Consider the following 12,946-nt stretch of genomic DNA (forward strand, 5'->3'; position numbering starts at 1 on the left):
GGAGGCTGGCTTATGGTGTACTCGAAGGAGGCGGAACAATCAGTCGGCTTTCGGAGCTTCTGCCGGCTTGACTGCCTCTTCGTAGGAAACCGACTTGTCGGTTACGTTGGCCTTCTGGAGGACAGTATCTACAACTTGTTCTTCCAGCACAACAGAACGAACTTCGTTCAGTTGCTGGTCGTTCTTGTAGTACCAGGCCACTACCTGCTCCGGCTCCTGGTAAGCGGAAGCCATCTCTTCGATCAGCTCACGCACGCGGGCTTCGTCGGGCTTCAGCTCGAACTGCTTGACCACTTCAGCAACGATCAGACCCAGGACAACGCGACGTTTGGCCTGCTCTTCGAACAGTTCAGCCGGCAGTTGCTCCGGATTGATGTTGCCGCCGAACTGCTGAACAGCCTGGACGCGCAGACGGTTCACTTCGTTGGCGATCAGGGCCTTCGGCACTTCAACCGGGTTGGCAGCCAGCAGGCCGTCCATCACCTGGTTCTTCACCTTGGACTTGGTAGCCTGGCGCAGCTCGCGCTCCATGTTCTTGCGAACTTCGGCACGGAAGCCTTCCAGACCGCCTTCCTTGATACCGAACAGAGTGAAGAACTCGTCGTTCAGTTCCGGCAGTTGCGGAGCAGAAACGCCGTTCACGGTCACGGTGAACTCAGCGGTCTTACCGGCCAGATCCAGGTTCTGGTAGTCAGCCGGGAAGGTCGGGTTGATCACGCGCTCTTCACCAGCCTTGACGCCAACCAGGGCATCTTCGAAGCCCGGGATCATGCGGCCAGAGCCCAGGACCAGCAGGGTGCCCTTGGCGGAACCGCCGGCGAAGGCTTCGCCGTCGATCTTGCCGACGAAATCGATGTTCAGCTGGTCGCCATTCTCGGCGGCGCGCTCAACGGCTTCGAAGCGGGTGTTCTGCTTGCGCAGGATGTCCAGCATGTTGTCGACGTCGGCGTCGCCAACTTCAGCCTGCAGGCGCTCGATGGCGATGCCGTCGAAACCGGCAACCTGGAACTCGGGGAATACTTCGAAGGTGGCGATGTATTCCAGGTCCTTGCCCTTCTCGAACACTTTCGGCTCAACGGCCGGGGCGCCAGCCGGGTTCAGCTTCTGCTCGACAACAGCTTCATAGAAGGAAGACTGGATCAGGTCACCCAGGACTTCCTGACGAGCGGAGTCCTCGAAGCGCTGACGGATAACGCTCATCGGCACTTTGCCCGGGCGGAAGCCGGCAACCTTGGCGCGGCGGGCAGTCTGCTGCAGGCGCTTGGTCACTTCGTTCTCGACGCGCTCGGCCGGCACGCCGATGGTCATGCGGCGCTCAAGAGCGGAGGTGCTTTCTACAGAAACTTGCATGGATAATCCTCGTTGCACAGACATAAGCCGGGCGTTCCGGCCCCAGAATCAAGGGCATGCATTCTAGTGGGTCGATTTACAGAAGTCACCCGCCAGAAACAGCCGGCAAATCGACGGAATAGAATAAAGAGAAATCAGGATGTTTCGGGGAGTAGGCAGCGACCTGAATCCCCACAGCGGAAGAACCCCGCCCCACCCGACAACAGACCAGAAATGAAAACGCCAGGCTAAGAGCCTGGCGCTTTCATGAATATGGGGTGGACGATGGGAATCGAACCCACGACACCAGGAGCCACAATCCTGTGCTCTACCAACTGAGCTACGCCCACCATATTACGCATTCGCCGATTTCCATCGGCAGCGGAAGCACTGGAGCCACCGCCTTACAACCAGAATCGCCAGAAACCCGCGGAACATCCACTATTCAGCACGACTCGAACATCATGGTGCGGACGGAGAGACTCGAACTCTCACGCCTTGCGGCGCTGGAACCTAAATCCAGTGTGTCTACCAATTCCACCACGTCCGCGAGAGGCAACGCTTGAAACAAAATCGCCAGGCTCGTGGCCTGGCGACTTCTCGAATATGGGGTGGACGATGGGAATCGAACCCACGACACCAGGAGCCACAATCCTGTGCTCTACCAACTGAGCTACGCCCACCATATTACGCATTGCTTGTGCCAAATGTGCCTAGTGGCACGCCCGGCAGGACTCGAACCTGCGACCATCCGCTTAGAAGGCGGATGCTCTATCCAGCTGAGCTACGGGCGCTTATATCTGCGAGCAGACTATAAAGCTTTGGCCTGGACTGAATCACCTGGATCCACCCTTGCCATCTTACCCAGCGACAGGCTGTGCTCGACAAGCGGGGCGCATGTTATAGCCAGCCCCACCCCTCGTCAACAGGAAAATTGAAAAAAATCAGAAAGATAAAGGGCTTACGGGAAAATGCTGACCAGCCGCCTTTGCCCGCCCGCCCCTCCATGCGAGAATACGCGCCCTTTTTAGCCCTTCCCGATGGTTAATCTAGCGTCATGACCGCACAACTGATCGACGGCAAAACGATCGCCGCCCGCCTCCGCCAGCAGATAGCCCAACGTGTCGCCGAGCGTCGCCAGCAAGGACTTCGCGTTCCCGGCCTCGCCGTGATCCTGGTCGGCAGCGATCCAGCCTCCCAGGTCTACGTCGCCCACAAGCGCAAGGACTGTGAGGAAGTCGGCTTTCTTTCCCAGGCCCATGACCTGCCTGCCAGCACCAGCCAGGCCGAACTGCTGGCGCTGATCGATCGTCTCAATGAGGACCCTGCCATCGACGGCATCCTGGTCCAGCTGCCGCTGCCGGAGCACCTTGATGCGTCGCAACTGCTGGAACGCATCCACCCCGACAAGGACGTGGATGGCTTCCACCCCTACAACGTCGGTCGCCTGGCCCAGCGCATCCCCCTGCTCCGCCCCTGCACTCCCAAGGGCATCATGACCCTGCTGGAAAGCACCGGCGCGGACCTCTACGGCATGAACGCCGTGGTAGTAGGCGCTTCCAATATCGTGGGCCGCCCCATGGCACTGGAACTGTTGCTGGCCGGCTGCACCGTGACCGTCACCCACCGTTTCACCAAAGATCTGGCCGGCCACGTTGCCAACGCCGACCTGGTTGTAGTGGCCGTCGGCAAGCCTGGCCTGGTCAAGGGTGAGTGGATCAAGCCCGGCGCCATCGTCATTGACGTCGGCATCAACCGCCAGGAAGACGGCAAGCTGGTGGGCGACGTGGAGTACGGCGTCGCGGAGCAGCGCGCCAGCTGGATCACCCCGGTTCCAGGTGGCGTCGGCCCCATGACCCGCGCCTGCCTGCTGGAGAACACCCTCTACGCAGCCGAAACGCTCCACGCCTGAGGCGAAAGGAAATAAAAAAGGCCGCATTCAGCGGCCTTTTTTATGAGCGAATCCGACTGAGCAAACTCAGTCGGTAAGACGCCAGGTGGTACCGCCCTTCCCGTCCTCCAGCACCACGCCCATTGCGGCGAGCTGATCACGGATACGGTCGGACTCGCCCCAGTTCTTCTCTGCACGCGCCTGCAGGCGCGCCTGGATCAGCGCCGCAACCTCGGCAGCATCCACCTTGCCCTCGGCACCAGCACGCAGAAAGGCATCCGGCTCCAGTTGCAGCACGCCGAGCAGACCGGCCAGCGCCTTGAGCTGCGCCGCCAGGGCAGCGGCAGCGGAAAGATCGCCGTCACGCAGGCGGTTCACTTCGCGCACCATTTCGAAAAGCACCGCGCAGGCTTCCGGACTGTTGAAGTCATCGTCCATTGCAGCCGCGAAGCGATCGACGAAGGCCTCACCACCGGCAGGAGCGGCATCAGGGAGTCCGCGCAGCGCGTGATAGAAGCGCTCCAAGGCGCCTTTGGCTTCCTTCAGGCTCTCTTCCGAGTAGTTGATCGGGCTGCGGTAGTGGCTGGACACCAGCACGTAGCGCACCACCTCGGGGTGGTACTTCTCCAGCACTTCGCGAATGGTGAAGAAGTTGCCAAGGGACTTGGACATCTTCTCGCCATCCACACGCACAGCCCCGGCGTGCATCCAGGACTTGGCGTAGAGCTTGCCGGTGGCTGCCTCGCTCTGGGCGATCTCGTTCTCGTGGTGCGGGAACACCAGGTCCGGACCACCGCCATGGATGTCGAAAGTCTCGCCCAGGCAGCAGGTGGACATCACCGAGCACTCGATGTGCCAGCCCGGACGACCCGGCCCCCACGGCGACTCCCAGCTCGGCTCACCCGGCTTGGCGCCTTTCCAGAGCACGAAATCCAGCGGGTCTTCCTTGATCTCGTCCACCTCGATGCGCGCACCGATCTTCAGCTCGTCGATCTTGCGGCGGGACAACTTGCCGTAACCCTCGAACTTGCCGACGCGGTAGTAGACGTCGCCATTGCCTGGGGCATAGGCAAAGCCCTTGCCGATCAGGGTCTGGATCATCTGGTGCATACCGGCGATGTGGCCAGTGGCACGCGGCTCGATGTCCGGACGCAGCACGGAGAGGCGCGCCTCGTCCTCGTGCATCGCCGCGATCATGCGTTCCACCAGCGCTTCGAACGGCTCGCCGTTCTCATTGGCGCGACGGATGATCTTGTCGTCGATGTCAGTGATATTGCGCACGTAGGTGAGGTCGTAGCCGCGATGACGCAGCCAGCGCGCCACTACGTCGAAGGCCACCATCACGCGGGCATGGCCGATGTGGCAGAAGTCGTAGACCGTCATGCCGCAGACATACATGCGAACCTGGTTGCCGACCAGCGGCTGCAGCGGTTCCTTGGTCTTGCTGAGGGTGTTGTAGATCGACAGCGTCATCATTGGCCCCAGGAATCGCGCAGGGTCACGGTACGGTTGAACACCGGCTTGCCGGGTTGGGTGTCCTTCAGATCGGCGACGAAATAGCCTTCACGCTCGAACTGGAAGCGATCTTCCGGTTGGGCTTGGGCCAGCGACGGCTCGGCGCGGCAACCGGTCAGTACCTGCAGGGAGTCCGGGTTGATGTTGTCGAGGAAGCTGCCGCCCTCTTCCGACTTCTCCGGATTAGCCGAACGGAACAGACGATCGTACAGGCGGACCTCACATTCCACGCTGCCTTCGGCCGGCACCCAGTGGATCACGCCCTTGACCTTACGGCCTTCAGGGTTCTTGCCCAAGGTGTCCGGGTCGTAGCTGCAGCGCAGTTCGACGACTTTGCCGTCGGCATCCTTGATGGCCTCGTCGGCACGGATCACGTAGCTGCCGCGCAGACGCACTTCCCCACCAGGGATCAAGCGCTTGAATCCAGCCGGAGGGACTTCTTCGAAGTCGGTGGCATCGATGTACAGCTCGCGGGAGAACGGCAGCACGCGAACACCCATGTCTTCTTTCGGGTGACGCGGCAGCTCCAGGTTTTCTACCTGGCCTTCCGGATAGTTGGTGATCACCACCTTGATCGGGTGCAGCACGCACATGGCACGCGGTGCGGTGGCATCCAGATGGTCGCGGATGCTGAACTCCAGCATGCCGATATCCACCACGCCGCTGGCACGGTTCACGCCGATCATTTCGCAGAAGTTGCGGATCGACTCCGGGGTATACCCACGGCGGCGATAACCCGACAGGGTCGACATGCGCGGATCGTCCCAGCCGCTCACATGACGCTCGTCCACCAGTTGCTTGAGCTTGCGCTTGCTGGTGATGGTGTAGTTCAGGTTCAGGCGCGAGAACTCGTACTGGCGCGGCTGGGCCGGAACCGAGAGGTTTTCCAGGAACCATTCGTAAAGCGGGCGGTGATCCTCGAACTCCAGGGTGCAGATGGAGTGAGTGATGCCCTCGATGGCGTCCGACTGACCATGGGTGAAGTCATAGCTCGGGTAGATGCACCACTTGTCACCGGTCTGGTGGTGATGGGCATGGCGGATGCGATAGAGGATCGGATCGCGCAGGTTCATGTTCGGCGAAGTCATGTCGATCTTCGCGCGCAGGGAACGGGCGCCGTCCGGGAACTCGCCGGCCTTCATGCGAGCGAACAGGTCCAGGTTTTCGTCCACGGAGCGGTCGCGGAACGGACTGTTCTTGCCCGGCTCGGTCAGGCTGCCGCGGTACTCGCGCGCCTCTTCCGGGGACAGGTCGCAGACGAAGGCCTTGCCGGCCTTGATCAGCTCGATAGCCCAGTCGTGCAGCTGGTCGAAATAGCTCGATGCATAGCGCTCCTCACCGACCCACTGGAAGCCCAGCCACTTCACGTCGCTCTCGATGGCGTCGATGTATTCCTGGTCTTCCTTCGCCGGGTTGGTGTCGTCGAAGCGCAGATGGCAATCACCGCCGAATTCCTTGGCCAGGCCGAAGTTCAGGCAGATCGACTTGGCATGACCAATGTGCAGGTAGCCATTGGGCTCCGGCGGGAAGCGGGTGACGATCTTGGTGTGCTTGCCGGCGTCCAGATCCGCCTGAACGATCTGGCGCAGGAAGTTGGAAGCGGCGGGAGTCTCTGGCTTGCTCATGGGGTCCTTACATCTAGCTGGTGCGCGGCTCAGGGTAGGCCGGCCAAATCAAAGCGCTTATCATAGCCGAAGCTGTCAATCCCCTGACAGGCCTTGGATTTCTCGATAGAGCGAATAGCCCAATGATCAAGCTGCACACCAACCACGGCGTCATCACCCTGCAACTCTTCGAAGACAAAGCCCCGGAAACCGTGGCCAACTTCAAGGAATACGTGAAATCAGGCCATTACGACGGCACCGTCTTCCACCGTGTAATCGGCAACTTCATGATCCAGGGCGGCGGTTTCGAGCCGGGCATGAAGCAGAAATCCACCCGTGCGCCGATCAAGAACGAGGCCAACAACGGCCTGTCCAACAAGGTCGGCACCGTCGCCATGGCTCGCACCATGGAGCCGCACTCGGCCTCCGCTCAGTTCTTCATCAACGTGGCCGACAACACCTTCCTGAACCACAGCGCGCCGACCGTACAGGGCTGGGGCTATGCCGTATTCGGTGAAGTGGTAGAAGGCATGGACGTGGTGAACAAGATCAAAGGCGTGGCCACCACCATGAAGGCCGGCCACCAGGACGTACCGGTCGATGACGTGATCATCGAGAAGGCCGAGATCGTCGAGTGATACTGCTGATCTCTGATCTGCATCTTGAAGAAGAACGCCCGGACATTACCCGGGCGTTTCTTCATTTCCTGCAGACCCGCGCACCGCAAGCCGAAGCCCTCTACATCCTCGGCGACTTCTTCGAAGCCTGGATCGGCGATGACGCCATGACGCCCTTCCAGCACTCCATCGCCCAGGCCCTGCGCAAGCTGGCCGATGGCGGTACACGCATTTTCCTCATGCACGGCAACCGCGACTTCATGATCGGCAGCGCCTTCTGCCGCGAAGCCGGTTGCACCCTGCTGAAAGACCCAAGCCTTGTCCAGATGAACGGCGAACCCGTTCTGCTGATGCACGGCGACAGCCTGTGCACCCAGGACGAGGCCTACATGCGCCTGCGCAAGTGGCTGCGCAACCCGGCGAGCCTCTTCATCCTGCGCAACCTGCCACTGACCACCCGCCACAAACTGGCACGCAAGCTACGCAAGGAAAGCCGGATGCAAACCCCGCAAAAGGCGGCGGAAATTACTGACGTAACCCCGGAAGAGATCCCGCGCATCCTTCGCCAGCATGGCGTCCGGACGCTAATCCACGGCCACACCCACCGCCCCGCGACGCACGAACTGGACCTGGACGGCCAACCCGCCCGTCGTATCGTTCTCGGCGACTGGGATCGACGCGGCTGGGCCCTTCAGGTAGATGAGAACGGCTTTCTGCAACACCCGTTCGACCTCGTCTGAAACTTCCTACGAGACGCTCTCCCCAGGCCGGCAGTCCTCCCCTTGACGAGGTGGCAGCCGGCTATCAGCATCGCCGCTCCCGATTCATTGTCACGGAGCGACCATGCCATTCACCAAGGCACAACTCATCAAATACCTGGGCGGCCCCGCCCTTCTTGCCGTCATTGGCCTTGCCCTGTTCAACGGCATCTTCTTCTACAACGAAGCAGGTTTCGCCACTCACGTACGGACCATATTCGGTGAAGAAAAGGTGGTGGAAGATGTTGGCTACGCCACCAAATGGTTCGGCCGCGCGACCCCCTGGAAGAAAGCACTCAGCGTTCAGTCGGTGCTGACCGAGGCACTGGAAAAGAGCAGGAATAGCGACAGCGACAACGATTCACTCGGCGCCACCATCGAAGCCTTCCCGATCGTGTTCCTCGGCAACGTCGACGCCAAGGTGGAGTCTTCCGCACGCTTCCGCCTGCCCGGCGGCGACCAGTTCCTCAGGATCGCCCAGGAATATCGCAACCCCGAGAACTTCATCGGAACGGCGCTGGTTCCGGCCATCAAGGAAACCTTGCAGGCCACCGCTTCACTGATGAGTGCCGACGATTTCTACGCTGGCGCACGCAGCGAGTTCGCCGCCGAGTTCGAGAACCAGCTCAACGACGGTCTCTACCTGATCAAGCGCAAGGAAGTCCGCGGCCCGCGCGGTGCCCTCCCCCACCAGACTGCCATTCTCCAGGCCGGCACCGAGCAAGGCAGCTTCGGCGACAACAGTGCCAGCCAGTTCGTCACCGAGAAGGTGGTAGATGCCAAGGGCATTGCCGTCCGCAAGCAACAGCAATTCCGCAAGTACGGCGTCGAGGTGGTCGAGGCGCGCATCACCAACGTCGACCCCAATCCGCAATACAAACAACGCATGGTCAAGGTCCAGCAAGCCCTGGCCGAACTGGCGGTGGCCAGGCAGAACCGCCTGAAGGAAGAAGAAGAGAAACTGCTGGTGACCGCTCGCGGCGAAAAGGAAGTGGAAGCTCGTCGCCAGGAGACCCTGCGCGATCAGATCGAACGCACCACCCAAGCGGAAACCGAGAAGCAGCTGGCGATCATCAATGCCGAACGCGAGAAGGGCCGCGCCGAGATCGAGAAGCAAACTGCCGAGTTGCTGCGTGACAAGGCCTCGATCACCGCAGACGCCACCAAGATCACCGCAGACGCCGACGCCTACGCCCGCGAAGCGGTAATCAAGGCCGACGGTGCACTGCAACCCAAGCTCGATGCCCTGATCGCCATCAACAAGGTATGGGCTGAAGCGGCGGCCAAGGCGCCGGTCCCCAGCGTGATGATGGCCGGCGGGCAGAGCAGCACCAGCGGCCGCCAGGACGAAATCGGCCAATTGATGGGCGTCCTCGCCACCAAGGCGGCGAGAGACCTGGCCCTGGATATGAAAGTGAAGGAATAAGCCACAAACGAAAAAGCGCCCCGAGGGGCGCTTTTTTCATCTGGGTCAGGCCGGCACGCCGCTGTGGAAGCGGAATTCCTCGTCCGGAGACTCGATCAGCTCCCGCTCGGCCGCCCTCACCTTCTCGACGGTGTGATTCACGTCCCGCGCATCTCCGAACTGATAAGCGAGCTTCAGGTAGCCCTGGTAATGGCGCGATTCGCTCTTCAGCAGGCCGCCATAGAACTTGCCCAGTTCCTCGTCCAGATGCGGCACCAGGGCCTCGAAACGCTCGCAGGAGCGCGCCTCGATGAAGGCCCCCACCACCAGCGTGTCCACGAGTTTCTGCGGTTCGTGGTTGCGCACCAGCTTGCGCAGGCCGGACGCGTACCGGGAGGCCGAGACGGGCTTCAGGTCGATCTTGCGACGCTTCATGATGCGCAGCACCTGCTCGTGGTGCACGAGCTCCTCGCGGGCCAGGCGCGACATGAAGTTGATCAGGTCCAAATGGGTGGCGTACTTGGCCATCAGCGCCATTGCCGTGGAGGCTGCCTTGTACTCGTTGTTCTTGTGGTCGATCAGCAGGGTTTCCTGATCGGCCAGCGCGGCCGTCACCCAGGCATCGGGGGTACGGCAACCAAGAAAGTCATGGATTTCAGGCAGGTTCACAAGCGGCTCTCGTCATGCTGGGGGCCACGCTGGCCGGGCTCCCGAAGGCGGAGCATTATACGAATGCAGGACGCGACGACCAGCCCGAGCCACTTGATATATGTCAAGAACACTAAAGCTGAATCGGGACTACATTTGTTTTGGCTATATGCCATCGACAGGGAGACGAGGACCATGCAAGCCATTCGCAGCATTCTGGTGGTATTGGAGCCGGACCGGCCGGAAGGCCTTGCCCTGAAAAGGGCAAAACTGATTGCCGGGGTGACCCAGTCGCATCTGCACCTCCTGATCTGTGACCGCAAGGGCAACCATGCCGACTACCTCAGCGATCTGGCCGATACGCTCAAGGCCGAGGGCTACAGCGTCACCACGCAGCAGGGTTGGCTGGAAAATCCGCACCAGACCATCATCGCCGCCCAACAAGCCGAGGGATGTGGTCTGGTGATCAAGCAGCACGTGCCGGACAACCCGCTCAAAAAGGCCATCCTCACTCCCGATGACTGGAAGCTCCTGCGTTACTGCCCGGGCCCGGTACTGATGGTCAAGACCGACAAACCCTGGAGTGGCGGCAACATCCTGGCCGCGGTGGACGTGGGCAACAGCGACGGCGAGCACCGCACCCTGCACGCCACCATCGTCAGCCATGGCTACGACATCGCCAGCCTCGCCCACGGCACCCTGCACGTGATCAGCGCCCACCCGTCCCCCATGCTTTCGGCGGCGGACCCGACCTTCCAGCTCAAGGAAACCATCGAGGCCCGCTATCGCGACGAATGCCGCGCCTTCCAGGCCGAGTACGACGTAAGCGACGAACGGCTGCATATCGAAGAAGGTCCGGCCGACGTGCTGATCCCCTTTGTCGCTCACAAACTGGAGGCATCGGTCACTGTGATCGGCACCGTGGCGCGGTCCGGCCTGTCCGGCGCGCTGATTGGCAATACCGCTGAAGTGGTGCTGGACACCCTGGAAAGCGATGTACTGGTGCTCAAACCCGAGGCGATCATTGCCCACCTCGAGGAACTGGTCGCTCAGCGCTGATCGCTCCGCAATGAAAAAAGCCGCCTGATGGCGGCTTTTTCATGCGATCAAACCCGACTCTCGACGCCCTCACGGAGGAAGCGTGGCGCGATGTAGCGTTCGTAGTGGGCTTCGGACAACAGGAAGAATTCCCGATCAATGGCTTCCCGCAGATCCGGCAGCGCCCAGCCACGGAACTCGGGAAGCAGCGCAATACCGTAGGCGTCCAGGCGGTGGATCATGCGCGAGCCCCGCGCGATCAGTTGGTAAGCCCAGCAGTAGTGGGATTGTTCGGGTACGAAACGCACCTGCCGCTGTTCGAGTTGCTGGCGCAGGCGCTGCGGGTCGAACACTTCCAGCTTGGCCGCCATCACCTGCACCAGAAGGATTTCCAGGCGCCGCCACACCGCACGCTTCTCCTCCTCGTTGTAGAGGTTCCAGTTCACCACTTCATGGTGAAAGCGCTTGCAGCCGCGGCACACGTGATCGCCATAGACGGTTGAACAGAGGCCGACGCAAGGCGTCTTGATGCGCTGGTTGGACATGAGGAGGCGAATTCGGCAGGTAAAACAGGCCGGCCATCTTAGCCCTTTGTCTAATCAGGGTCACGCTCAGGGAAATAGGGATTCCGTCTTAACTTTGTCGAGCCTTTCCTTTAGAATCAGCCCGCCATTTTAGGCGCCGATATCCGTTGGAAGCTGTTTTCAAAGCGTCACGAGCACAGTCGATCCGGCAGGAAATAATGGCGCTGGGCATCCCGCCCGGGATGCCCGCCGCCAGCCCTCATCAGGCCTTCCTTCCGGCGTAAAACTTTGAAAACAGCTTCTCGATGGAGGCCGCCGAAACCTTGGCCAGACAGCCCAAAAAGCTGTGCGGCGCATGCGTTCGGCGGATTCCTGGATGAGCGCCCTGGACGATTCCAGGGCCACTGATGAGGGTAAAACTGTGCTTGAAGCCTATCGCAAACACGTAGAAGAGCGTGCCGCCCAAGGGGTCGTACCCCAGCCGCTGAACGCCGAACAAACTGCAGGCCTGGTCGAGCTGCTGAAGAATCCCCCGGCTGGCGAAGAGGCCGTCCTCCTCGACCTGATCACCAATCGTGTTCCGCCGGGTGTGGATGAAGCTGCCTACGTCAAAGCAGGTTTCCTCTCCGCTATCGCCAAGGGCGAAGCCACTTCCCCGCTGATCGACAAGGCTCGCGCCACCGAACTGCTGGGCACCATGCAGGGCGGCTACAACATCGCCACCCTGGTCGAGCTGCTGGACGATGCCGCACTGGCCACCGTCGCTGCCGAGCAACTGAAGCACACTCTGCTGATGTTCGACGCCTTCCACGACGTTGCCGAGCGCGCCAAGAAGGGCAACGCTTCCGCCCAAGCCGTGCTGAAGTCCTGGGCTGAAGGCGAGTGGTTCACCGCCCGTCCGGCCATCGCCGACAAGTACACCCTGACCGTGTTCAAGGTGCCCGGCGAAACCAACACCGACGACCTGTCTCCCGCCCCTGACGCCTGGTCGCGCCCTGACATCCCGCTGCACGCCCTGGCCATGCTGAAGATGGCTCGCGACGGTATCGAACCCGAGCAGCCTGGCTCGATCGGCCCGCTCAAGCAGATCGAAGCGGTCAAGGCCAAAGGCTTCCCGGTTGCCTACGTCGGTGACGTGGTGGGTACCGGTTCTTCCCGTAAGTCCGCCACCAACTCGGTGCTGTGGTTCTTCGGCGACGACATCCCGTTTGTTCCGAACAAGCGCGCTGGTGGCTTCTGCTTCGGCACCAAGATCGCCCCGATCTTCTACAACACCATGGAAGACGCCGGCGCCCTGCCGATCGAATTCGACTGCACCAACCTGGCCATGGGCGACGTCATCGACGTGTACCCCTATGAAGGCAAGGTCGTTCGCCACGACAGCGGCGAAGTCGTCACCAACTTCGAACTGAAGACCCCGGTCCTGCTGGACGAAGTCCGCGCTGGCGGCCGTATCCCGCTGATCATCGGCCGCGGCCTGACCGAGAAGGCCCGTGCCGAGCTGGGTCTGGGCGCTTCCGACCTGTTCAAGAAGCCGGAATCCCCGGCCGACAGCGGCAAGGGCTTCACCCTGGCCCAGAAGATGGTTGGCCGTGCCTGCGGTCTGGCCGAAGGCCA

General features: G+C 61.3%; 10 protein-coding genes, 4 tRNA genes and 1 pseudogene. 6 read left to right on the forward strand and 9 right to left on the reverse strand.

Features of this window, described 5'->3' with window-relative positions:
• Positions 1 to 39 precede the first annotated feature (39 nt).
• The 5 genes from tig to E8F06_RS15625 form a co-directional block, all read right to left on the reverse strand.
• On the reverse strand, positions 40 to 1,350 hold the full coding sequence (gene tig, locus E8F06_RS15605; protein ID WP_151134942.1) for a trigger factor: 1,311 nt from the start codon (positions 1,348 to 1,350) through the stop codon (positions 40 to 42).
• Positions 1,351 to 1,603: 253 nt separating this feature from the next.
• Positions 1,604 to 1,679: transfer RNA gene (locus E8F06_RS15610), tRNA-His, on the reverse strand.
• A 115-nt stretch (positions 1,680 to 1,794) separates the two neighbouring features.
• Positions 1,795 to 1,879: transfer RNA gene (locus E8F06_RS15615), tRNA-Leu, on the reverse strand.
• Positions 1,880 to 1,936: 57 nt separating this feature from the next.
• A tRNA-His gene (locus tag E8F06_RS15620) sits at positions 1,937 to 2,012 on the reverse strand.
• Positions 2,013 to 2,046: 34 nt separating this feature from the next.
• Positions 2,047 to 2,123 (reverse strand) — tRNA-Arg (locus E8F06_RS15625).
• A gap of 263 nt (positions 2,124 to 2,386) precedes the next feature.
• On the opposite strand from E8F06_RS15625, the gene folD reads away from it, so the two are divergent.
• Positions 2,387 to 3,241 (forward strand): bifunctional methylenetetrahydrofolate dehydrogenase/methenyltetrahydrofolate cyclohydrolase FolD, encoded by an 855-nt coding sequence (gene folD / locus E8F06_RS15630; RefSeq protein WP_280368816.1) that lies wholly within the window; start codon positions 2,387 to 2,389, stop codon positions 3,239 to 3,241.
• A gap of 66 nt (positions 3,242 to 3,307) precedes the next feature.
• Here the strand turns inward: folD and cysS are convergent, their stop codons facing one another.
• Positions 3,308 to 4,693 (reverse strand): cysteine--tRNA ligase, encoded by a 1,386-nt coding sequence (gene cysS, locus E8F06_RS15635; protein WP_280368819.1) that lies wholly within the window; start codon positions 4,691 to 4,693, stop codon positions 3,308 to 3,310.
• Entirely contained in the window at positions 4,693 to 6,360 is a 1,668-nt protein-coding gene (locus E8F06_RS15640; protein ID WP_280368821.1) for a glutamine--tRNA ligase/YqeY domain fusion protein, read from the reverse strand. The genes cysS and E8F06_RS15640 overlap by 1 nt, the downstream gene beginning before the upstream one ends.
• Before the next feature lie 122 nt (positions 6,361 to 6,482).
• On the opposite strand from E8F06_RS15640, the gene E8F06_RS15645 reads away from it, so the two are divergent.
• The 3 genes from E8F06_RS15645 to E8F06_RS15655 all read left to right on the forward strand — a co-directional run bounded on the left by E8F06_RS15645 (position 6,483) and on the right by E8F06_RS15655 (position 9,140).
• Complete coding sequence (locus E8F06_RS15645) at positions 6,483 to 6,977, forward strand: peptidylprolyl isomerase (RefSeq protein WP_280368823.1); 495 nt, start codon at positions 6,483 to 6,485, stop codon at positions 6,975 to 6,977.
• Positions 6,974 to 7,696, forward strand: a complete 723-nt coding sequence (gene lpxH, locus E8F06_RS15650) for a UDP-2,3-diacylglucosamine diphosphatase (protein ID WP_280368826.1) — start codon at positions 6,974 to 6,976, stop codon at positions 7,694 to 7,696. Before E8F06_RS15645 ends, lpxH begins: the two co-directional genes overlap by 4 nt.
• A 103-nt stretch (positions 7,697 to 7,799) precedes the next feature.
• A complete protein-coding gene (locus E8F06_RS15655) occupies positions 7,800 to 9,140 on the forward strand; it encodes an SPFH domain-containing protein (RefSeq protein ID WP_280368829.1) in 1,341 nt (446 codons plus the stop codon).
• A gap of 45 nt (positions 9,141 to 9,185) precedes the next feature.
• Here the strand turns inward: E8F06_RS15655 and miaE are convergent, their stop codons facing one another.
• Positions 9,186 to 9,788, reverse strand: a complete 603-nt coding sequence (gene miaE, locus E8F06_RS15660) for a tRNA isopentenyl-2-thiomethyl-A-37 hydroxylase MiaE (RefSeq protein WP_280368831.1) — start codon at positions 9,786 to 9,788, stop codon at positions 9,186 to 9,188.
• A 174-nt stretch (positions 9,789 to 9,962) separates the two neighbouring features.
• Between miaE and E8F06_RS15665 the strand changes: the two genes are divergently transcribed.
• Entirely contained in the window at positions 9,963 to 10,826 is an 864-nt protein-coding gene (locus tag E8F06_RS15665; protein ID WP_280368834.1) for a universal stress protein, read from the forward strand.
• Positions 10,827 to 10,873: 47 nt separating this feature from the next.
• Here E8F06_RS15665 and E8F06_RS15670 read toward each other — a convergent pair whose 3' ends face one another.
• Positions 10,874 to 11,350, reverse strand: coding sequence for a DUF1289 domain-containing protein (locus E8F06_RS15670; RefSeq protein ID WP_151134960.1), 477 nt, complete (start codon positions 11,348 to 11,350; stop codon positions 10,874 to 10,876).
• Positions 11,351 to 11,750: 400 nt separating this feature from the next.
• Here E8F06_RS15670 and E8F06_RS15675 point away from each other — a divergent pair.
• A pseudogene (locus tag E8F06_RS15675) lies at positions 11,751 to 12,946 on the forward strand (aconitate hydratase B); the annotation flags it as partial.

The sequence above is a fragment of the Pseudomonas sp. BN411 genome (assembly GCF_029871235.1).
GTDB lineage: Bacteria > Pseudomonadota > Gammaproteobacteria > Pseudomonadales > Pseudomonadaceae > Metapseudomonas.

Bases quoted from the DNA above. Each gene is read 5' to 3' on its own strand.
- E8F06_RS15640 (WP_280368821.1), bottom strand. From the start codon at position 6,360: ATGAGCAAGCCAGAGACTCCCGCCGCTTCCAACTTCCTGCGCCAGATC.
- cysS (WP_280368819.1), bottom strand. From the start codon at position 4,693: ATGACGCTGTCGATCTACAACACCCTCAGCAAGACCAAGGAACCGCTG.
- tig (WP_151134942.1), bottom strand. From the start codon at position 1,350: ATGCAAGTTTCTGTAGAAAGCACCTCCGCTCTTGAGCGCCGCATGACC.
- E8F06_RS15665 (WP_280368834.1), top strand. From the start codon at position 9,963: ATGCAAGCCATTCGCAGCATTCTGGTGGTATTGGAGCCGGACCGGCCG.
- E8F06_RS15655 (WP_280368829.1), top strand. From the start codon at position 7,800: ATGCCATTCACCAAGGCACAACTCATCAAATACCTGGGCGGCCCCGCC.
- E8F06_RS15645 (WP_280368823.1), top strand. From the start codon at position 6,483: ATGATCAAGCTGCACACCAACCACGGCGTCATCACCCTGCAACTCTTC.
- folD (WP_280368816.1), top strand. From the start codon at position 2,387: ATGACCGCACAACTGATCGACGGCAAAACGATCGCCGCCCGCCTCCGC.
- E8F06_RS15670 (WP_151134960.1), bottom strand. From the start codon at position 11,350: ATGTCCAACCAGCGCATCAAGACGCCTTGCGTCGGCCTCTGTTCAACC.